The following is a 22,012-nucleotide window of genomic DNA, read 5'->3' as shown; positions in this document are numbered from 1 at the left end:
TTCTAGATGGCTTCCGGATCGAATTTGAAACCAAATTTATTAGCTGCTACGGCAAATAAATCACCTTGTTTTCTGAATAAGCTAATTGTGGCAGCGATTTGTTTTCTGCCTTCAGGATTTTTTATTTGTTGATCAAAAGGAGCTTCAATTTTTTTACTGGAAGCTAATCCTTCCGCTATTGTTTCTTTGAGATTTTCTGCTAATTCAGGGTCTTCAGATTTTAAAAGATGATAAACTCCAGGGCCGTTAACTGTACTATCAGAATTTAACATTTTATATTCACCCAAGTAAACATTCTGTATTCCCTTTTCATTAGTGACAATATCTCTGTGAGTATTATCACTAAAACAAGAATGCTCATCTTCTTTCGATTTTAAATCATAAGCTACAAACATTCTTTCGCCAGCTAATTCACCTTTACTTAGTTTCCCTAATCCTGAAAAAATTTTCTTTAATGACTCTTCAGGATTACTTGTAAATTCAGCACGGTAATTATCTTGATTCGGTTCCCATTCCTGCTTGACCGTGTTTAAATCGTAAAGTAAAAGATTAGCGGTTTCTAATAAATAAGTTTGCCTTCTTTCTGCATGTATTCTGTGGGCTTCATTAGCAGGAATATAATCTGTATAAGGCCTTTGACCTGCTCCAGCTCCGTCACTTAAATCTTGACCCCACAATAAAAATTCAATAGCGTGATATCCTGAACTCACATTGGTTTCACTTCCTTTTTCATTCATGGAAGCAATAAATTCAGCATTAATTTCGGGGTATTGTTCTGGGCTGTTTATGATGTTAGCGTTATTGTTATCAGAGGCCACATAGTCAATATAGGCTTCATCCAAAGGCCAAGCATTTATTTGTCCTTCAGGTCCGTTTTCGCCATCAATCGGCCCACCATAAAATCTGAAGGCTTCTGTTTGACCATAAGCTTCTCTAGCCATTAGCCAAGCTTCTTTACAAGCTTGCAACCCATCATCCGAAGGCTCATTTATAAAAACTTCAATTTCTTGCTTTAATTTTTGTGCTTGATTGTAGGTGTCCTGGTAGCTTGCATAAACTATTGCGGCATAATTTTCAATTATATCCTCTTTACTTACTTTCTCTTCAGAATTACAAGACAACAGTAAAACTATAGCTGCTAATAGAGTAACCGCCTTATTCATTTTATTTAGATTTATTAAAGATAGTGCAAAAGTAATAGACTAAACTTAGAAAAGAAACTTTTGTTAAATACTGAAATTGAAGGATTTAAAAATTATCCGAATCTCTTTTCAATTAACTCTAAAAATTCTTCCACCTCTTCAGTTTCCATATCCCAATTATACTTGTCAGCAAGTGAGTTTTTAATATGTGAGGAGGCTTCATTAAAGCTTTCCATTTGATCGATATACTCTAAGGCAGATAGAAATTGGCTTTGATTACCATCAAATAATTCATTTACAAACATAAAGCGCTGATTTAGGCTAAGCATTTTCATTATGCTTTTCCCGCCACTTTGAGCAAGTTTGTCAGCAAGGGTCTGCTTGTCTTTACTTTGAAGTTTTTCATTTAACATTCCGCCTTCTTCTTTTTCTTCTTCCAAGTAAATATCAGCTAAGGACAATGGAAGCGTTTTTGAAAATTCTTCTAGTAGTGGCTGAATATCAGCAGGCTGCTCATCTGTAGTATTGCAAACCTCATTAAACATCTCAAAAGCCTGATCATTAAAAACTACCTTTTCTTTTAATGATATAAAATGGTCAATTAAGCCATCCAATAAAAAGCTATTGAATTTAATGTATTTCTTTAGGTCTTTAAGGTCAGCAAGTTTTAATCGGCTATCATCTCTTTGGTTTATTTCTTTTGAATAAAAATCGTAAGGAGAGAAAGCTAATAAAACACTATCTTTAATAGATTCTTTCAATAGAGGTTCAAAGTGTTCTTTTTTGATGTATATATGACGAGAGAGCGTGTTCATAAAATCTTTCATGGCTTTTTTAACCTCATCGCTGTGGTAATCGAAATATGGGCTTTGCAGTTTAGCATTCTCCTTTTTCCATTTCCTAAAAAGGTTTTTAATCACCATCAAGTTGATTTGCTTATTAGGGCTTAGCTCAAGTATTTCTTTTCCACTTATATGGGTTGAATTACTAAAGAAAGATTTGCAGAGTTGTTTTGCCAAAGCTTTGCTATATGCGTCAATCGCCTGATGATTTAATTTGCTCTCCATTATTAAATTTACTTTTTTTGCAATTTGTTCTTATGCCAGAAATCGAGATCACTAATCTTTATAATCGCAAGATAATCACTAATAGCTTAGAAAAAACGGCATTAGAGATTATACACGAAAACTTTATCGATTGGATGCATGCCTGCGGTAAAAAGGGAAGGTGTACCTCCTGTAAAATGATAATTGAAAAAGGACAAGAAAATTTAGCAGAATTAACTAAAGCAGAGGAACGTTTTAGAAATCAAAATCGGTTAGCTGATAATGAGAGGCTTGCTTGTCAGGCTATTTTAAAAGGAGATATAAAAATTAAAGTAGCGGAAAGAAATAAGTTTCCGCATATGGATTATTCAGATTAAGTATAATTTTGTTCGCATTAAAACTGTCAGGTTTTAGTTAGAAAAATATAGAAGGTATAAAATGTTTGTAGAACCACATATTGGTAGAGAAGAAGAAGGAACAGGAAAGGGCTGGATAGAGCTTATTTGTGGTTCTATGTTCAGTGGAAAAACAGAAGAACTGATTCGTAGGCTTAATCGTGCTTTAATTGCTCAACAGAAGGTTGAAATATTCAAGCCTAAAGTTGATACGCGTTATCATGATACCGAAGTCGTTTCTCATAATAAAACCAAAATACGCTCTACCCCCGTTGACTTCGCTGAAGATATTTTATTATTCTCTGGCAATTCTCATGTCGTAGGGATTGATGAAGCACAGTTTTTTGATGCAGAAATTGTTAGTGTAGTAAACACTTTAGCTAATCAAGGAAAGAGGGTAATCATTGCTGGTTTGGATATGGATTTCAGTGGGAAAGCTTTTGGTCCAATTCCAGAATTAATGGCGGTATCAGAATATGTAACTAAGGTTCATGCTATCTGCGTTAAATGTGGAGGAATTGCATCTTATTCGTATCGTTTAAGTAAAGACACTGAAAAAGTAGTCTTAGGGGAGAAAGACAAATATGAACCAAGATGTCGCAGATGTTTTGGGATGGGCTAATAATTAATACTTTCAATCGTTTTTGAATTCATGCAAAAGTTCTCAGCTTTCTTATTTTTATTGTTTTTGAATGTTAGCGTATTTGCTCAAAATATTCCTTTGGGAACTTGGAGAAACCATGCTGATTATTCAAACGCCAAAGAAGTTGAATTTTTTAATCAAAAGATCTTTACTGCTACTGAAAATGCTTTGTATTACTTTGATTTAGAAGATGGAAGTTTAAATACATTAAGTACTGCTGATGGTTTGAGTAGTTTAAAAATCACCTCACTAAATGCGATTAATGATTTGTTACTAATTGGCTATGAAGATGGCATTGTTAATATTTTAGATTCAGATTTAAACATTAACACTTTTTCCCAAATCTTCAATTCTGATATTAGAACTAGCAAACAAATTAATGAAGCCATCCAGCTTGAAGATTTGATTTATATTGCGACTGATTTTGGAATCATACTTTATAATTCTGAAAATAACGAATTGGTAGATGCTTTTACTAATTTATCAGATACTGGTGAGGCATTAGCCATTCACCACATTTCACATAAAAATGGAATTCTCTATTTAAGCACTGATGAAGGACTGCTTACAGGTGATTTGAATTCAAACTTAAACCTTAAAGATTTCCAGAATTGGAAAAGGTACCCACTCTATTCAGCAGAAATAGGCTTGCGATCTGCTTATCCATTTAACTCTAGTATTTATGCTTTAGGTGCTAATAATAGTATTTATGTATTCGAAAATAATAATTGGAACTTAGCTTTTGGAAATGATCAAGCTGTACAAAAATTGAATGTGTTTGATAATAATCTTTATGCTTCAAAAGGGAATCATATTCTAAAATTAGAAAATGGACTTTTTGAACCGGAGTTTAATGTAAATGGATCTATTCAAATCAATGACTTTGTAATTTCAGAAAACGAATACTTTTTAGCAGCTGAATTAGCTGGACTGGTAAAATATCAGAATGGCTCTTCAGAGAGTCTGATTCCTCAAGGGCCTAAAGGGAAACCCAATAGTATTCACCAGATTGAAGAATATACCTTTTCACTTTCTGATAACAGTAAAGGATTTTCCTATTTTGAAAAAGGTCGATGGAATTACGTGGGGAAAGATGATATTGAGAATGATTTGCCAATTTTTAGAGATGTAGCTTTAGATTTGATAAGTGGAAATGGAATATTTCTAAGTGAAACAGATGGGCCTTATAGCTGGGATACTAATCAGGCTTCTAAAGTGAGTGTTGAAGATACAACATTATCAGAATGGCTTTATTTAGCTGAAAGTGTAGAAGGTGATTATTGGGCTTTAGTTAAAACTTCTGACAATTTTTATGGGGTTTTTAATCCTCAAACTCAAGCGCTTTTTAAAACGAATTTGAATAGTAATGCTCAAATCAACGATTATTTAATAGTGCCAAATGGCGATCATTATGTGGCAACCAACTCAGGTATTTATATTTTTAATCCTGAAATAGAGAATGACAGACGACTCAATACGATTTTAGGAAATGGAAATTTACCTAGCAATCAAATTTTAGATCTGGAATTAGCTTTGGATGGCCAATTATGGATTGCAACTAATTCTGGTGTGGCTTTTTTCAATAGTTTTCAAGCGGTATTAACGGGAGAATCAGCTGATGCCTCACAACCTATATTTGAAGGCTTTTTTCTTTTTGAAGGAATACCCGTAAATCAGATAAAAATAGACGGAGGAAATCGTAAATGGATGAGTACCCGAGATGGCCTATGGTTATTTGATGAAAATATAAATCGAAATATTTTACATTTAAGAAGAGATAACAGCCCAATCGTGGATACTGAAATAAGGCAAATGGTTGTAAACCCTATTAATGGTGAATTATTCATGATTTCTGATTCGCAATTTTTATCTTACAGAACAGATGCTAGCAGGGCAGGCGCCATTCACTCCAATGTTGAAGTGTTTCCTAACCCAATAAGTGCTTCGAGAAACTCAAGAGTAACCATCAGAGGATTGGCCTATAATAATGAAGTTATGATTACGGATATGGCAGGCAATCTAATTCATAAAGGGCAGGCCAATGGGGGTACTTTTTCTTGGGATTTATCTAATTATTCGGGTTTTAGATTAAAGCCGGGCGTTTATTTAGTCTTTTCTATAAATGCCGATGGAACCGAAACTTATCAAACCAAATTTGCTTTGATTCCTTAGCCATGTTACATAAAACCAAAGGGATTGTTATCAGTCATGTGAAATATGGAGAAACTTCCATTATCATACAGATTTATACTGAAAAGTTTGGCATACAATCCTACATTGAAAATGGGGTTAGGAAGGCAAAGGCTAAAAATAAGATGGCCATTTTTCAGCCTCTAACTTTATTAGATTTAGTAGTTTATAAAAAATCAAACAGCAGCATTAACCGAATTTCTGAAATAAAGGTAAGTCCACCATTTAGAAGTATTCCTTATGAGATTATTAAATCTTCTATGGGAATATTTTTAGCTGAAATGTTAAACCATATTCTGAGAGGTGAGGAAGATGAAAACCCACTGATGTTTGAATTTATTGAAAAAAGCTTAGTCTATTTTGATCAAAAGGAGAGTTTTTATGTGAATTTTCATTTACAATTTTTAATTCAACTAACTGCATTTTTGGGGTTTAAACCCGCTAATGCTCATGAAATGATTCAAGAAGTTTCAGACTTTCATCACGTAAAATTACGTCCTGATGAAATTCAGAAATTAGAAGAATTAATAGAAAATGATATTTCAGAAGAGGTTAAATTAACAGGAGAACAAAGGCAACAATTGATAAAAGTAATTATCTTTTTTTATCAAATCCATAGCCACTCATTCAAAGAGATAAAGTCATTAAAAATTTTACACGAGGTATTAAACTAAAAACTCCGCTAACTAGCCTTTAAAATAGTTAGCGGAGTTGTATGATTAAGCCTTTTCTATTGCTTCCTCTATATTATTCGGGCCGGATAATAACTCTAATGATCTTCTGTAGGTGTTTTCAGCTTCTAATGATTTTACCACCACATCTGCTACATCCCATCTTGGAATTGAACCCATTCTTTCATCCGTTCTTTCACCAAAATCAACTTTTCCCTTCGGTTCATCATCTGTTAATAAACCAGGTTTGAAGATTGTGTAATTGAGTCCTGTTTGTTGCAGATAATCATCTGCTGCAGATTTGGCATTATAATATGCAGCCATATCTTTAGGCCAATCGGATGGGTTAAAATCCGCACCGAATGCGCTTACCATCATAAACCGAATATACTTATGCTGTACAGCTAAGTCAATGGCTTTAATGGCACCTTGCTGATCAATTGCTTTTGTTTTATCATCTCCAGTATGACCACCGCTTCCAGCAGTAAAGATTACAGCATTATTTCCTTCATAGGCATGGCTAAAATCTTTCTCAAGATCTCCTAAAACGGTTTTAATTCCTTTTTTCTCAAATTGTTCTTTTTGAGATTCCTCTCTTACCATGGCTATGGCATCATGAGGAGTATTATCATGTATTTTATTAACTATTTTTTTACCTATTTTTCCGTTTGCTCCTATTACTAAAATATTCATAATGTTTGTTTGGTTTACTTAAGTATACGGACTGAATAGAATTTGTTTAAATCCTTACAAATTGATTTCATAATTATGATAAAATACTATTTTTGTAGTTGAACCCTATTTTAACTATCAATCAAATAAAATGAATCGAATTATAATAGCTCTTGCATTTTTAGTTTCTACTCAATCCTTTATTGTTGCACAAGATAAACCGGAAGCACTTGAAAAAGGAGAAGCGGCTTCTGTATCTAATAATTTGGTAAAAGTAGAAACACTGTTACCTTCAATAATAGGTTTTTCGTATGAGAAGAAGCTTGATCAACATATTTCTCTGTATAGTAGCTTAAGCCTTTTAGGGGGGTTCGGAGGAGGAACCTATTCGCGTACTTTTTATTATGTTGATAACTACTATATCCTTACACCTCAAATAAAAGTGCAGCCTCGCTTTTACCACAATATTGCCAAGCGCGCAGCTAATGATAAAAATATCAATTCTAATGCAGCAAATTATATAGGCTTTTCAGGAAGTTTCTATCATACCTCCTTTTTTATGACCAATGCAGAAAATTATCCCAAAGGGTCTGGGATATTTGATTTACAAATATCTTATGGTTGGCAAAGAAGCTTTTTTAAGCGCATGAATATAGACTTAGCATTTGAGCCTGGTATTGAATTTAGTCAAGGCCAAGCAGAATTTTTTACAGGCTTAAATTTACAATTAGGATTTATAGTTTTTTCTAAGTGAAACTGCTCGCTATTTTAAGAGAGCAACTACAACTGCCCAATGTGACTTATTTGTAAAAAGAAATATATAAAGAAGGCATTAAGGCAGAGTGCAGAGATTAAATTCAAGCCCATGGTCCAGCCGAAATTTGCAAACTTTTCATTTCTGTGAACTAAAGCACACCAGATCAGGAAATACAATACAGTAGGTGACATGAATAATAAAAAGGATATAGCTATTTGCTCATTGTGATAGTTCAAGAAGTAATATTCAAACCCTAAAGTAGCTAATAAAAAAACTACTAAAGTAAATACAAATGTGCCTCTTACTCCTAAAAACAAAGAAAGGGTATGATCCCCTCTTTTGTTATCCTCTTCGTGCTGATAAACCTGAGTCATAGGATATGAACCCCAAAGAAAAAAGGAGGTCAATAAGCCAGGAAAAATCACTTTCCATTTCAAGGCTAATTCAATGCCAAATCCATTAATCCCTACATAAGCCATATAAAAAGTAAAAAGGCCTTGAAAAAAACCAGCTATGAACCATCCCAACCAAGGATATTTTTTCAAACGAATACCAGGGTGGCTGTAGGCTTTTGAAGCAAGTCCATAAATAAAGACAAGAATAGCAAACTCCATACTGATCATCCAGGCGAGGGCAATTCCAATAAAATCAAAAACTAAACTAGTATAATAGAGCCCAATCGTTACAGGAGGAGGGTTTTTGATTAAGCCAATACTTTTTTCGTCCTTATCGAAATAAGAATTATAAGCATTACTAGCTGGGTAAATAAAAAAGTGAAGTAATACAAAAGAAAGTATAATCCGGTCTTCACCAATGTTAGGGCTAATGCCCAAAGCAAAGATATAAACTGGTAATAAAAAGAATGAAAATGGAATCCTTAAATGTTGAAGAATATGTAATGCTTTTTTCATGAACAATATTCAAAATTTTTGCTTAATATAGTCAATCAAGAATTATTTATGCCATACATCAACCTGATTTCTCCTGCGAACCCGGAGATTAAAATTCCGCAAAATGAAATAGCAGGCTTTATGCAAAAGGCTATGCGACTCAATGAGGATGAGAGCAGAAAATTAAATGCTATTTTCAGAATGTCGGGTATAAAACAAAGGCATACAGTTATAGCTGATTATCAGTATTCTGATGACTCAAAATGGAATTTCTACCCTAAAGCCCAAAGCAATAAGTCGCAGCCCAACACAGCTGAAAGAATGCAGCTTTTTGAAAGACATGCATTACCATTAGCTCAAAAATCATTAGAGAAGGTTTTTGGGCAATATCGGCCCAATGAATTTACACATCTTATTACAGTAAGCTGCACGGGCATGTTTGCTCCAGGCTTGGACATTCAGTTAATTAAAAATGCCGGACTAAATTCAGATATAGAAAGAACATCCATTCAATTTATGGGGTGTTTTGCTGCATTCAATGCTTTAAAGACAGCAAACCATATTTGCAGATCAGATAAGCAAGCAAAAGTTCTGATTGTGTGCGTTGAGCTTTGTACCATCCATTTCCAGGCGGATTACAATGAAGATAATTTGTTGGCGAATACATTATTTGCCGATGGGGCTTCATCTGTTGTGGTGACTAATGATAAAACAGATTCCGCACTTGAAATAAAAGCTTTTAAGAGCGTAGTGGAAAATAATTCGGAGCAAGAAATGGCCTGGAATATTGGTAATCTTGGTTTTGAAATGAAATTGAGTAGCTATGTACCGGAAGTTATTGCTAAAAATATTGCGAAATTGGGGGACGAACTTATGCAAAAGTTAAACCTCAAACTTCAAGATATTGATCAATTTGCTATCCATCCTGGTGGAAAAAGAATTCTAGAGGCTGTTGAAAAAGGCTTAAATGTATCTTCAGAGAAGAATAAATCTGCTTATAAAGTATTGAGCGAATTCGGCAATATGTCTTCACCCACAGTCCTTTTTGTTTTGCATGAAATGTGGGATAATATAAAGCCAAAAGATAAAATTTTAAGTTTTGCATTTGGGCCTGGTCTTACTATGGAAAGTATGTTATTAGAACAAGTTGAAATTTAGCAATGGTTGATTTATCCTACAGATCGGAAGAGTTAGAAATCATGGATGATTTGTCGGATGATAGCCCGGCTTTATACCAAGCGCTTAAAGAGTTGGACATTATTAACAAATGGCTGGGGGGAAATGCAGTCACCCTTACAGCCGTAAAAAAGATATTAAAAAGCAATCCTCATAAAAATTGGAGTATAGCAGATTTAGGTTGTGGAAGTGGAGAAATGCTAATTAAAATAGCCGAATGGGCTAGACAAGAAAATATTAATGTTGAACTCATTGGATTTGATGCCAATCCCAATGTTATTCAATATGCAAAAAACCATTGTGAAGATTATCCTGAGATCAATCTACAAACCGAAAACATCTTTTCAGAATCCTTTATAAATAGAAAATTCGATCTTATTAGCTGTACCCTCTTTCTGCATCACTTTACCAAAGATGAATTAGTGAATTTATTAGAGCAATTTAATCAGCAAAGCAAATATGTTGTCATCAACGATCTGCATCGTCATTACTTCGCCTATTATTCAATTCGAGTAATCACCCAGTTATTTAGCAAATCAAAGATGGTAAAAAATGATGCTTGCTTGTCGGTATGGCGAGCCTTCACCAAAAAAGACTGGCAAGAAATCCTCCAATTGGCTCAGATAAGCAATTACTCGATCAAATGGAAATGGGCTTTCAGGTGGAAAGTAGTGTATTAAAATAACCTTCATTAGTAGAGCATTATATTCAAAAATTTGCTCAAATATCTTACTTCATCATAACCTTTTAAGCCTAACGAATGTTAGTTGGGTAATTAAGCTATTTTAAACTATATTTGCACTTATTTTAGGAAACGAACGACTAAAGCAGAATATATGGATTTTGGATTGAATGAAAATCAAGAAATGATTGCCCAAATGGTCAGAGACTTTGGGGCAAAAGAAATCACACCTCATCGTGATCAGTGGGATGAAGAGCAACACTTCCCTATTGATGTAATGAAAAAATTAGGCGGTTTAGGATTAATGGGCGTATTAGTACCTCAGGAATATGGTGGTGCTGGCTTCGGTTATGAAGAATATGTTACTGCTATTTTAGAGCTTGCCAAAGTTGATCCTTCAATCGGCTTATCCATGGCAGCACATAACTCATTATGTACGGGCCATATTTTACAATTTGGTAATGATGAACAAAAGAAAAGATGGTTACCAAAACTAGCAACTGCTGAGTGGATTGGTGCTTGGGGTTTAACTGAGCCTAACACTGGTTCTGATGCTGGTAATATGAAAACCACTGCAGTTCAAGATGGCGATTATTGGGTAATTAACGGTGCGAAAAACTGGATTACACATGGTAAGTCTGGTGATGTTGCAGTTGTTATTGTAAGAACAGGCGAGAAAGGAGATTCTCACGGAATGACTGCTTTTGTTGTGGAAAGAGGAACGGAAGGATTCAAAGCCGGAAGAAAAGAAAATAAATTGGGTATGCGTCTGTCAGAAACAGCAGAAATGATTTTTGAAGATTGCCGCGTACACAAAGATAATATGTTAGGTAAAGTGGGTGAAGGGTTCATTCAGGCTATGAAAGTTTTAGATGGCGGTAGAATTTCGATTGCTGCACTTTCATTAGGTATTGCAGAAGGAGCTTATGAAGCTGCTTTGGCTTACAGTAAAGAAAGACACCAGTTTAATCAGCCTATTTCTAACTTTCAAGGAATTGCCTTCAAATTAGCGGATATGGCTACTGAATTAGAAGGTGCTAAATTATTGACTTTCCAGGCTGCGGACTTGAAAAACAAAGGTAAGAGTGTAAACAAAGAGTCTGCTATGGCTAAGTATTATGCTTCAGAAGTAGCAGTTAAAAACTCAACTGAAGCAGTTCAAATATTTGGTGGTTATGGATATACTAAAGACTATCCTGTAGAGAAATTCTACAGAGACTCTAAGCTTTGTACTATCGGAGAAGGTACTTCTGAGATACAGAAATTAGTGATCAGTAGATCAATCTTGAAAGGATAAATCCTAGATTATTATAATTAATAAAGGCCAGCTGATTCAGCTGGCCTTTTTACTTTCAAAAGTTTTTAATTTAAAAGGTTTCAAAAACTGTTTGATCCCATTCCTGAGCAACTTTAATATCATTTAGTGATCTTTCACCTCTGCCTGAGGATAAATATATTTCACCATATTTTTTATAATCCGTCCATTCATTGCTAAAGCTTGCTGCACTATCCGAAGCATTTTGATAGTAATCCCATTGTAAAATCATATGGGTTTCAGGGTCTATATAGGCATTGTATTTGTTTTGAGGAGTATAGCCTACTTGCTCGAAGGTTAAACTGATTACTTTCGCATCCTTTCCACTTAAAGTAGTGTCTTGACCATGGTAAGTTAAGGATACGCCAGGGTCTTTGAATTTAAACGGAAATACTAACCAATAGGAATCGTTCACCCAAATTTGCTTCCCTCTATCAATGTATTGATCTAGAGAATCTGCTTTGCTTAATTCTCGATCTCCAATTTTTACTCTACCCGTATTATCATTTATGTTAATCAGATAAGTAGAATTTTCTCTGGGGAAATCAATGCGAACATCTCCTGTATATTTATCCCAGATTAAATCGCGAAAACCTAAAAAGTTCCAAGCGATGTAACGAGTATTATTCCAAGCCTCTTTTCCACCATGAGCTTCCATAACTTTATCCGCAAGTTCAATGGCTTCTTGATCCGAGTTTTCAGGATTAAACTGTGGGCCTTTTTCCACCGTTTTAGTTTCTGTTTCCTGCTCTTGGCTTTTTTCTTTGGTTTGACATGCAAACACAATAGAAATAATAGTGATGATTAGTGCTAGTTTTTTCATGAACATTAAATTAATAAGTTATCATTTTGTTTCATTTAGTGCATTGGTTATCCTTTCTTTTTGCTAAATGGATTTTTCATGCCTACAATTTTTCTCAGGACATCATAATACAACATTACATATAATAATATGCTCATGAGCCATATTATGGCAATATTAAATTGTAACGTATTAAATATGTAACCTGCAAAATGTTTTTCTCCTGCATAAAATTGAGTTCGGAAATCTAATAAGTGTTCTGGCTGAGGTTCCATATAAACCGGATATATTTTCTGAATCAGTTTATTATCGTATTCAATTATTCGATTCGCATCATTAGTATTTTTAACCAAAGTGGCCACAGTTGTATTGAAATAATTATCTCGTAAATATTCGAAACCTTCTTTCTTTTCTGGTGTGGAGGTTAAGGTAAAAATGGCTCTTTCCTTTTTGGTATTAGCTTCATTAAAAAAGTTGTTATAATAACGACTAAGGGTATTTAAAAATACAAGAGTTTTATCTGCAGTCCATCTATCGAATTTTTCAGGAGTTAATTTGTGAAAAGCATTAAATTTATCCTCTCCTACTTTCTCCAATTCAATCCCGATTTCGCGCTTCAACAAGTTAACGGCATCTTTAAATTCCTGAGTATTTTTATTTTCCAGATTACGATTAAGATATTCTAATGTCGATTTTAATCTTGGGATATAGTAAACGGTTTTGTACTCAGATTGTGCCATTTTTCTATCCAATTCATAAAAAGGAGCAGCAAATTCATTGCTTTTAAACTGGGCAACCATTGAAGCCTCAAAAGCCCACCTTGATGCCATAAATTCTCCTACCAAAGGTACTTGATCAGGAGTAGTAATTTGTGGATTTAAATTATCGAATTTCACTACCACACCACTCAGGATTAATTGTGGAATTAATAAAATAGGAATCAAAATATAAATCGTAATGGCAGAGTTAAATGCTGAACTGATGTTCAAACCTAGCATATTGGCAAAGCAAGCCGTGCTAAAAAGAATAGCCCAATAGGTAAAACTCATGCCATCAATCTCTAAAATCAGATCACCAATAATTACATAAGTGAAGGTTTGAACAGCAGAAAATAGAAACAGAATTCCAATTTTGGAAAATAAATAACTGCTGCGGCTTAAGTGCAGAAAGGATTCTCGCTTTAATATTTTTCGGTCTTTTATAATTTCCTCAGCACTTACGGTTAAGCCCATGAATAAAGCCACGATAATACTCATGAAAAAGAAGGCTGGAATATTAGAGTTATCAATAAATAAATATTCACTCTGCTCATTTTCAGGATAATAGCGTATTATATATGCTAGAAGCAGTGCTAGAATAGGGGCTTCTAATAAATTTATTAGTAAGTATTGACGATTTGCCAGTTTGGACATAAAGTCTCTTTTGAAAAATAAGCTTATCTGCTTCGTCCAGTTAGGAATTTGTAACTCAGGTTCAGGTAAAGGGTCTGGATTCTCAACTTTAGGAATATTCAGTTGCTTATCGAATAAAGAGTACCACTTTTTAGGACTGATCTTTCGTTCATCTGTGGCTTTTCCATATTCATTCACCACTTTGGTTTCAATGATATTGAAAATCTGTTCTGGATTAACATTTCCACATTCAATACAGGCCGCCTGATCTTTATCAATTGTATTAATTTGATTCTTAAAATACAGAACCGCCTCAACTGGGTTTCCATAATAAATTTGATAACCACCTACATCTAAAATCACCAACTTATCGAACATCCGGAATATATCTGAAGAGGGTTGGTGGATTACAACAAACACCATCTTTCCTTTTAGACTCAGCTCTTTTAATAAGTCCATGATGTTTTCTGAGTCGCGAGAAGATAAACCCGAGGTAGGTTCATCTACAAATAAAACGGAAGGTTCTCGTAATAATTCGAGCCCGATATTTAGTCGTTTTCTTTGTCCACCACTAATGGTTTTTTCTAAAGGAGATCCTACCTTCAAATCTTTGGTTTCTGACAAGCCTAATGAAGCTAGTGTTTTATACACCATCTCCTCAATCTCGAATTGTGATTTATCATCGAAGCAAAGTTTGGCAGCATAATATAAGTTTTCATAAACCGTAAGTTCTTCAATTAATAAGTCATCTTGAGGAACATAGCCAATCGTACCTTTTATTTTTTCTGGCTCATTGTGGATATCTATCCCATTGATTTCAACTTTACCTTCAGTGGGTTTTTCGTTTCCATTCAATACATTCAATAAGGTTGATTTACCGGAACCTGATGCTCCCATCAAGCCCACCAATCTTCCTGTGTCTTCGGCAATATTTACATTATGAAGTCCTTTATGACCATTTGGAAATGTAAAACTGATATTGTCCGCTACAAAAGAAATATTAGGAGTGCTATCATCAGTTTTGTAATGGCTGGCTACATCACTGTAAAAAACAGTCTGGGATTTGTCTCCTTTTATGGTGCTGCCCGAAGGAAATAGAGTGATGGTATTTTTCCTCAAAGCAATACCATTCATATTAAGTTGGGCGGTACCCAGGTATTTTACAAAATACATTTCTGCTCCTGATAATTTCAGAATTGCTAAAAAACCATCCAGATTATCTTGCGGAATAAAATGAGTGGCATCCGCAACTTTATCATTATTCTTTGCAACAATTAAGAATTTATCAGATTCAAAGTCTTCAATATTTTTCGCTAATGCGAAGGTTTGAATGTAGGCAATTATTTCAGAGGGTAATTTAATATTATCACTAACTCGGTCTAAAATTTCCGTTTCCTCTTCTGCTATATCACCATCTGCTAGAATGAGTTCTATTAATTGCAATGCAAGAATTATCTTTTGTGGATAAGTAAACTCATTGTTGATTTTCTTACAGATGGCATCAATGTTTTTATCACTGTTTTCGATTTCCTGATCTGTAAATTCATCAAACATTTTCAGGTGTCGCTCCGCAGATTCTTCTGAAAGATTTTCGCTAAGAAAATTCTTCACATTATTTCTTTCATCTTCCGTTACGGTTCCCTTTTTAGCAACAATGGCAAATAATTCTAATAAAGCTTTTAATAGATTTTCACTCATGGGTTAAGTTAATATGGGTATAGATTAGATTTAATTAGCAGAAAAAAAGGGTACAGATAACAAACGAATGCTCTATACCCTTTTCGTTATTTAAGGTTATGATTGATCATCCTGTTACATCATCACGGATTTTTCCCATTTGATTGGTGATATTATCTAAAGTTTCATCTTTCAATAATTCAGCACCATTTCCTTCATCCATCAATTGCTGTACATTTAACTTTTTGTATTCAGCTTGTAAACCTTTTAAGTCAGCCACTAAAGTAGATATGTATTCATCACCCTCTTCCACACTTTCCAAAAGCTCAATCAGGTCAACTAAAGGCTCTTCTTGTTTGATGATCACATCCACTAAAGGCACTAATATCAATGCTCTGGCATCATCAGGTAATTCATTCGGGTAATTTTCAACTAAAGCAGTGGCAATGTAAAGCCCTTCAATAAATGATCCCGCTAATAATAAAGCCGCAACTTTTGGCCGATCAGTTTTCCTTAAATGATCATCCGCATTATTCACAGCTTCATTTACAATCATGGCTAATGAATCTGAATTGGATAGGTTTTTCTCAAACTTTTCAACTGTTTGCGGATCAAAAGCCCCAGAAAGAGCTAATTGATCAGCTAGAGGTCTAACTTCTGTGATATATTTCAGAGCTTCTTGCGATTTTTCGTAAGCACTTAAATACCCAATATCGGCAGCATAAACACCAAGATTAACCGCTGCTTCATTATTATTGGAGCTGTAATTATTAGCTAGTTTCACATCATGAATTAAACTCATGTTTAAATCAGCCCCTGTTTCCATTAGTAGAAAGGGAATTTCTGATGGAGCCGGCATTTCTTTTACTACTCCTGAGATTTTATCTTTTACTTCTTCCTGTGCTTTTTCAAAAGCTTCAGAATTCTCTTCTTTTGAGTCTTTCTTTTGAGGGCTGCATGCTACTATTGCTAAAAGGCATGCAAATAGAATGGATTTTAAATACATATTCATAGTTTAGGTTTTTCGTAATGACTAAAATTATAAAATAATTTTAATAAATAATATAGTTCTACTAAGTTGATTTCAAAAAAAATAAAGCTTTCTATCTGATTTTCACCACAAAAAAAATTTTGATTGATGATTATGACATCTATTTTCTCTTAAGCCCGTAATTGTATGTATCTACATATAATTTTAAAGAGATGGAAAAAATAATTTATAAGGCAGATTCAAGAGGACATGCTAACCATGGTTGGTTAGATACTCATCATACTTTTAGTTTTGCTTCATATTATGATCCGAATAGAATTCATTTTGGAGCGTTAAGGGTTTTGAACGATGATAAAATCACAAGTGGAACGGGTTTTCCGAAACACCCGCATGATAATATGGAAATCATCTCTATTCCATTGAAAGGTGATTTAGCACATGAGGATAGCATGGGAAATCAATCCACCATTAAGCAGGGAGATGTGCAGGTGATGTCTGCAGGAACAGGCGTTACCCATTCAGAATTTAATCCTAATAAAGATATAGGAACTGAATTTTTACAGATTTGGGTGTTTCCAAAAAAAGAAAATGTAGAGCCTCGTTATGGCCAGGTAAGCTACCCAATAGCAGAAAGAAAAAATAACTTTCAAACGGTAGTGGCCCCTAGTGCTGAGGAGGTAGAAACCTGGATTCATCAAGATGCTTGGTTTCATTTAGCCGATTTTGATGAAGGCTTTGAAAAGAAATATGAGTTGAAGAAAAAAGATAATGGCTTATTCCTTTTCTTATTGGAAGGTGAAGTAGAAGTAGGAGGTGAAAAATTAGAAAAACGTGATGGCATAGGCCTTTTAGATTTAGAAGAAGTAAATATTAAAGCACATAAAAATGCAGAAATGCTTTTAATGGAAGTACCATTGGATTGGTAAGAGTTGAGTTTTATGATTTTGCGTAGAAACAGAAAAGGGCAGCAATGCTACCCTTTTCGCCTACAACCATAAAACTATGAACGGTAACCAGCCATCCACAGAAAGATTTCAACCAAAACCTTCTACTTCAAAGACAACCAATATCTTAAAATGGTTGGATTGAACTTTAAAAAATTATATTTCATTTGGAATTTCACATTTATGCTGAAAGCATAAAAATAACACACCATCCTAACCTTTTTATTAAGTTTTTATAAATTGAAGCTTTAGAGACCAAGACCTAAAGACAATATTTAAATTATTTCAGATTAAGGTCGATATTAAATTCCTAATAAGTGAATTTATGGTTTTTATAAAAATTTTAGATTCATCCGATTAATGTAAATGACGAAAAAACGAAAGAAATGCAAGAAATATGGAAATGATACTGGATTTATTTTATCTGTATGTGCGGTGATTATTCTGAAATATTTCGCAAATGATAATGATTCAAATGCAATTAATATATTATTTCTTTTAGCAGTTTTTGGAGTAATAACCTACGGGTATTTGGTATATAAGTCGAGATATAAAAATCTTTCTAAACTGTATACTTTAGTAGTATTGATTTCTTTCATTTTCCCAATTATTCATTTTAGTATTTTTAAAAATGATAGAAATAATTATTCATATAGTGAAGAATATTTAAGATATCAAACTCGACTTATCGGTCAAAAACTCCAGAATTTTGATGATTATAATATTTTGGAAGATTTATTGGAAATAAATAAAAATGATACCCTCAATCATCGAATTGAAAATTCTCAAATAGGTTCAAATCTTATATTTGAAGACTTTAATTTAAAAGTTAGGCGTCAAAAAAATTTAGCCAGACCTTTAGGTAAAGATCACAATGGATACGAAGCTAAAACAATTTTGATTTCTCATATTAAAAAACCGAATAAGATTATAGGAGAGTTCAATATTATTGATGAAACGATGGTGTCAGCAGTTAAGAAAAAATTAAGACAAAGAAAAGAATTGTTGGATCTTTATGAAAATCCAATCGATAATGTTCGATTTAAAGATCTTTGGCTAGAATGCACAACTGGATTCTTACTAAGTAATGTTCGCCCAATTTCTTCAATGGCACAATTAATTCAAATCTTTCAAATATTCAGTTTGTTTATTGTAGCAACAATGATTGGGAACATTATTAGTTCAACAAAAAAATTAATGATTACTAGAAAAAACACTTAACTATATGAATAAAGTCATGACTGCATTTGGATATAGAAGATGCTATTTAAGGTTTTATGAAAGGAACTATTTATTTTTCTGATACAGTAATTTCTGCTACTTTAAAAGTAGTTTTATATTATACACAAAATAAGCTATCAAATCATTTATGAAAGGTCATTAAATTACTAATATCCTCATCTATTGATAGCTTAACAAAATATCATAATTTAATTAGAAATGAAAATATTAATTCTATCAATTATCATCGCCTTTAGTGGGCAAAATGATTTTAATAAAGTAGACGAGCTTGTTGAACAACGTAAATACAGCGATGCCTTTAGTTTACTGAATGAGCTTGATCCTAATAATGAAAAGCCTGATGCTTTAAGGAGAAAAATTGATATATGTGTGGATAATTATATTATGTCAATTGGTCATCAACTATTTGCTTTGAAAAACCTTGAAGACGGAGAAGAAATAGAAGAATTGAGAGGTAAAGAAGGGAACTACGATATGTTCTCTCTGGATGTTTCATCTATTGCTCCTCCAATTATGGAGAAATATCCTGAAAACTACAAATTGAAGTTTTCTGTTGGCAGGTATTATCATAGTATGCATCTTAACTGTGGTAACTGCTCAATGTCAGCAGCTGATTGTATAAGTGAATTTGAAAGGTTATTTGAGGAATGCTATGAAAATGAAGTTTATGACTATTTTAGCACCTATGGAATTGCTTACGCAAAAATCAACAAACAACAATTCAAAGAAAGTATACCGTATTTTTTAAAATCAATTGAATTGAAAGATGGCTATCCCTCTAGTCATTACAATCTTTCTTATGCATACCTTTATATTGATGATCATGAGAATTGTATAAAATACGCTAAAAAAGCCTTTGAAAGATATGATTATCCTGCATATAAAGCTGACGCTGCAAAGATTGCAGCAACAGCATATAAGGAATTACAGGATTTGGAAAATGCTTTTAAATATTACACAATTGCAAATGATATATATCCTGGAGATTATTATACTCTTGCGCCATTAATTAATCTTAGCCTCTATTTAAAAAAGGATGAAATAAAGAAACTGAGAGATCAATTTTTTCTTGTTGATACAGATAACCCAACTATCTATGATGATCTGATTCAAGCCTATTATGATTACGCGGATATTACTGATCTTCTTTCTTATTTTGAATCGCTAAAGCCAAAGTATAAAAAGGATTTTGCAACCCTAGGGAGCTTACACTTCTATACAGGAAAGATTAATTTAGAAGCCGGAAACAATGAAAAAGGAAAGGAATTACTTTCATCTGCTAAGACAGAATTTTTAAAAGTCTATCCAGAGGATCATCAAGTTTTCCCAGTTATTGACCAGTTACTTAAATAGAATTAGATTTGCTTTTACCATGAAAACAAATATGAAAGTCAAACTTTTAAAAATTTTACTGTTGTCATTCTTGCCTTTAATTTCATTTGCTCAACAGAAAAATGGAGTTTATTTTGAGTTTTCAGAAAAAGACTGTCCTTACAAAAAAGTTAAAGTAGTTAACGAAGGTAGGTTTGTATGCATCCCAGAAAGGCCGGTTTTTGATATTAGGGATTACGAAAAAATTAGCAAAATGGAAATTGATACTCAAAATAATCTAAGAAGATTTGAAATTACACTAACGAATAAAGGAAGAGAAAAGCTACTTACAATAAGTAAGCTTTTTACAGGCAGTAATCTTGCTTTTGTGTTTGAGAATGAGGTGGTATGTTTATTTAAATTGGAAGAGATGGCTTACAGTGGTAAAATTATAATTAATGAATATTTAAATAATTCAGCTATAGAGATACCTTACCAGACCATTAAAGAAAATATAGAGAAAAAAAATAGGCCAAATAAGTGAAATTTCAATCCTTATATATCACAACAACACTATCTCCTTCACCACCTCTTTACCCAATTTTTCTTTAAACATATGAATTATTTTTTCTTTGTTCATATGCAATTCGTGCTTTAGCGCGCTGGATTCAACCGTAATAAAAAGCTTATTGTCTTTCATGAACACACCCTTGGTATGATTGGCAATAGTTTTTCCCATTAATTTCGGCCATAGGTTTACCACCTGAGTATGATCTACTTTTTTATTAAGGTGATAAGCATCAAACATTTCGTTAATTACCTGGCCTAAAGGAGTAGCCTCTGACTTTCTGATACTGGCAGGATGTGGATTTTTCTTCTTATACATTTTCTTCTGGTTTTAAATCCAATTCGAAAAATTTCTTTTCGGTAGTGATATCTTTTAAATACTTTTTACTTCTCTCTGGTCGGGCATCAGTTAAAAATATTTGCCCAAAGCGACCATCTGCCATCATTTTTAACAAATAAGCAATGCGTTTATCATCCAATTTATCAAAAATGTCATCTAATAAAAGCAAAGGCTTCTGTTCTTTAGCGTTTTTCAGCATTTCAAATTGCGCTAATTTTAAGGCAATCACAAATGATTTTTGTTGTCCTTGGGAGCCAAATTTTTTCACTGGCTTTCCTTCCGACAGGAACAGATAATCATCCTTATGAATTCCCAAAGTTGTGCGCCCTCGTCTAAAATCTTTTTGATGTTGATTTTTAAAATCAGAATTAAAGGATTCATTTACTTGAGTGTCATATTGAATACTTACTTTCTCTTGTCCATCGGAAAGGTCTTGATAAAACTCTTTGAAAATGGGAAGAAAATTTTGCAGCAAGGCTTCTCGTTCTTCCTTAATTTTTAAGCCTAATGGAATCATCATTTCATCATAAGGAGCTAACTGATCAGCCGAAAAGCGATTTTTCTCAAGGAAGGATTTCAATAGAGCATTACGCTGCTTCAGTAAATGATTATACTTCACTAATACTTTTAAATAATCCTGATCAAGTTGACAAAGCAAATTATCAAAGAATTTCCTACGCATTTCACTGGCTTCCCTCACGATGTCCGTGTCTTGCGGAATAATCATGACCAAAGGTAATTTCCCAATATGCTCACTTAACTTTTCATATTCTTTCCCTGCCCATCGGATCAATTTCTTCTCCCCCATTTTCACAGCACAAAGCATTTCAATGTTTCTTTCATCCGCTTCAAACTGTGCTTTAATGGAGAAAAAGCTTTCATCATGCATGATATTATCTTTATCTACTGCATTGAAAGCACTTTTGGTAAATGCCAGATAATAGATAGCATCCAATAAGTTGGTTTTACCAATTCCGTTACGGCCTAAAAAGCAATTAATTCCATCAGCAAAAGTGAAATTTGCCTGTGAATAGTTTTTGAATTGGGCTAAGCGGATATTTTGAAGCTTCATTTTTCGCACTTGTGGGTTTTTTCGTTATTTTCGCATCCCGGAACAAGATTAACAAAGTTAAGTTATTCTTTTGTGACGAAAGAAATTCATAGATAA

At 33.5% G+C, this 22,012-nt stretch carries 21 protein-coding genes; 12 read left to right on the top strand and 9 right to left on the bottom strand.

What is annotated here, in order from left to right:
• Positions 1-2 precede the first annotated feature (2 nt).
• On the bottom strand, positions 3-1,163 hold the full coding sequence (locus tag QYS48_RS06530) for an imelysin family protein (protein WP_308358032.1): 1,161 nt from the start codon (positions 1,161-1,163) through the stop codon (positions 3-5).
• A 92-nt stretch (positions 1,164-1,255) separates the two neighbouring features.
• Positions 1,256-2,209, bottom strand: a complete 954-nt coding sequence (locus QYS48_RS06525) for a hypothetical protein (RefSeq protein ID WP_308358031.1) — start codon at positions 2,207-2,209, stop codon at positions 1,256-1,258.
• Positions 2,210-2,241: 32 nt separating this feature from the next.
• Here QYS48_RS06525 and QYS48_RS06520 point away from each other — a divergent pair, with 32 nt between their 5' ends.
• The 4 genes from QYS48_RS06520 to recO all read left to right on the top strand — a co-directional run bounded on the left by QYS48_RS06520 (position 2,242) and on the right by recO (position 6,090).
• The gene (locus QYS48_RS06520) at positions 2,242-2,565 is read left to right on the top strand and encodes a 2Fe-2S iron-sulfur cluster-binding protein (protein ID WP_308358030.1); all 324 of its coding nucleotides are present in this window, start codon (positions 2,242-2,244) and stop codon (positions 2,563-2,565) included.
• 61 nt (positions 2,566-2,626) lie between these two features.
• Positions 2,627-3,205: a thymidine kinase gene (locus QYS48_RS06515; protein ID WP_308358029.1), complete on the top strand. Its 579-nt coding sequence runs from the start codon at positions 2,627-2,629 to the stop codon at positions 3,203-3,205.
• A 30-nt stretch (positions 3,206-3,235) separates the two neighbouring features.
• The gene (locus QYS48_RS06510) at positions 3,236-5,398 is read left to right on the top strand and encodes a T9SS type A sorting domain-containing protein (protein WP_308358028.1); all 2,163 of its coding nucleotides are present in this window, start codon (positions 3,236-3,238) and stop codon (positions 5,396-5,398) included.
• 2 nt (positions 5,399-5,400) lie between these two features.
• Positions 5,401-6,090: a DNA repair protein RecO gene (recO, locus tag QYS48_RS06505; RefSeq protein ID WP_302102939.1), complete on the top strand. Its 690-nt coding sequence runs from the start codon at positions 5,401-5,403 to the stop codon at positions 6,088-6,090.
• Positions 6,091-6,135: 45 nt separating this feature from the next.
• Here the strand turns inward: recO and QYS48_RS06500 are convergent, their stop codons facing one another.
• Entirely contained in the window at positions 6,136-6,780 is a 645-nt protein-coding gene (locus tag QYS48_RS06500) for an SDR family oxidoreductase (protein WP_302102940.1), read from the bottom strand.
• Positions 6,781-6,910: 130 nt separating this feature from the next.
• Here QYS48_RS06500 and QYS48_RS06495 point away from each other — a divergent pair, with 130 nt between their 5' ends.
• Positions 6,911-7,513: a hypothetical protein gene (locus tag QYS48_RS06495; protein WP_308358027.1), complete on the top strand. Its 603-nt coding sequence runs from the start codon at positions 6,911-6,913 to the stop codon at positions 7,511-7,513.
• A gap of 26 nt (positions 7,514-7,539) precedes the next feature.
• On the opposite strand, the gene QYS48_RS06490 is transcribed toward QYS48_RS06495, so the two are convergent.
• Positions 7,540-8,427, bottom strand: coding sequence for a UbiA family prenyltransferase (locus tag QYS48_RS06490; RefSeq protein ID WP_308358026.1), 888 nt, complete (start codon positions 8,425-8,427; stop codon positions 7,540-7,542).
• A 48-nt stretch (positions 8,428-8,475) separates the two neighbouring features.
• On the opposite strand from QYS48_RS06490, the gene QYS48_RS06485 reads away from it, so the two are divergent.
• The 3 genes from QYS48_RS06485 to QYS48_RS06475 all read left to right on the top strand — a co-directional run bounded on the left by QYS48_RS06485 (position 8,476) and on the right by QYS48_RS06475 (position 11,561).
• Entirely contained in the window at positions 8,476-9,564 is a 1,089-nt protein-coding gene (locus tag QYS48_RS06485; RefSeq protein WP_308358025.1) for a type III polyketide synthase, read from the top strand.
• Positions 9,565-9,566: 2 nt separating this feature from the next.
• The gene (locus QYS48_RS06480) at positions 9,567-10,262 is read left to right on the top strand and encodes a methyltransferase domain-containing protein (protein WP_308358024.1); all 696 of its coding nucleotides are present in this window, start codon (positions 9,567-9,569) and stop codon (positions 10,260-10,262) included.
• A 156-nt stretch (positions 10,263-10,418) separates the two neighbouring features.
• Positions 10,419-11,561, top strand: coding sequence for an acyl-CoA dehydrogenase family protein (locus tag QYS48_RS06475; RefSeq protein WP_308358023.1), 1,143 nt, complete (start codon positions 10,419-10,421; stop codon positions 11,559-11,561).
• A gap of 70 nt (positions 11,562-11,631) precedes the next feature.
• Here QYS48_RS06475 and QYS48_RS06470 read toward each other — a convergent pair whose 3' ends face one another.
• From QYS48_RS06470 to QYS48_RS06460, 3 genes are all read right to left on the bottom strand, one after another.
• On the bottom strand, positions 11,632-12,402 hold the full coding sequence (locus QYS48_RS06470) for a hypothetical protein (protein WP_308358022.1): 771 nt from the start codon (positions 12,400-12,402) through the stop codon (positions 11,632-11,634).
• A 47-nt stretch (positions 12,403-12,449) separates the two neighbouring features.
• Positions 12,450-15,470: an ATP-binding cassette domain-containing protein gene (locus QYS48_RS06465; RefSeq protein ID WP_308358021.1), complete on the bottom strand. Its 3,021-nt coding sequence runs from the start codon at positions 15,468-15,470 to the stop codon at positions 12,450-12,452.
• A gap of 106 nt (positions 15,471-15,576) precedes the next feature.
• Entirely contained in the window at positions 15,577-16,461 is an 885-nt protein-coding gene (locus QYS48_RS06460; RefSeq protein WP_308358020.1) for a hypothetical protein, read from the bottom strand.
• Between the two features lie 191 nt (positions 16,462-16,652).
• On the opposite strand from QYS48_RS06460, the gene QYS48_RS06455 reads away from it, so the two are divergent.
• From QYS48_RS06455 to QYS48_RS06440, 4 genes are all read left to right on the top strand, one after another.
• Positions 16,653-17,366, top strand: a complete 714-nt coding sequence (locus tag QYS48_RS06455; RefSeq protein WP_308358019.1) for a pirin family protein — start codon at positions 16,653-16,655, stop codon at positions 17,364-17,366.
• Between the two features lie 384 nt (positions 17,367-17,750).
• Positions 17,751-18,605 (top strand): hypothetical protein, encoded by an 855-nt coding sequence (locus QYS48_RS06450; protein WP_308358018.1) that lies wholly within the window; start codon positions 17,751-17,753, stop codon positions 18,603-18,605.
• A 219-nt stretch (positions 18,606-18,824) separates the two neighbouring features.
• Complete coding sequence (locus tag QYS48_RS06445; protein ID WP_308358017.1) at positions 18,825-19,979, top strand: hypothetical protein; 1,155 nt, start codon at positions 18,825-18,827, stop codon at positions 19,977-19,979.
• A 31-nt stretch (positions 19,980-20,010) separates the two neighbouring features.
• A complete protein-coding gene (locus QYS48_RS06440) occupies positions 20,011-20,481 on the top strand; it encodes a hypothetical protein (RefSeq protein WP_302102958.1) in 471 nt (156 codons plus the stop codon).
• 18 nt (positions 20,482-20,499) lie between these two features.
• Here QYS48_RS06440 and QYS48_RS06435 read toward each other — a convergent pair whose 3' ends face one another.
• Both QYS48_RS06435 and QYS48_RS06430 read right to left on the bottom strand, forming a co-directional pair.
• Complete coding sequence (locus QYS48_RS06435; protein WP_308358016.1) at positions 20,500-20,823, bottom strand: DUF721 domain-containing protein; 324 nt, start codon at positions 20,821-20,823, stop codon at positions 20,500-20,502.
• A complete protein-coding gene (locus QYS48_RS06430; protein ID WP_308358015.1) occupies positions 20,816-21,916 on the bottom strand; it encodes a DNA replication/repair protein RecF in 1,101 nt (366 codons plus the stop codon). The genes QYS48_RS06435 and QYS48_RS06430 overlap by 8 nt, the downstream gene beginning before the upstream one ends.
• Between the last annotated feature and the right edge of the window lie 96 nt (positions 21,917-22,012).

The organism is Marivirga arenosa, from assembly GCF_030503895.2.
In the GTDB taxonomy this organism is placed as follows: Bacteria; Bacteroidota; Bacteroidia; order Cytophagales; family Cyclobacteriaceae; genus Marivirga; species Marivirga arenosa.
Note: the sequence above shows the minus strand (reverse complement) of the source record. Positions and strands in the feature narration are given on the sequence as shown.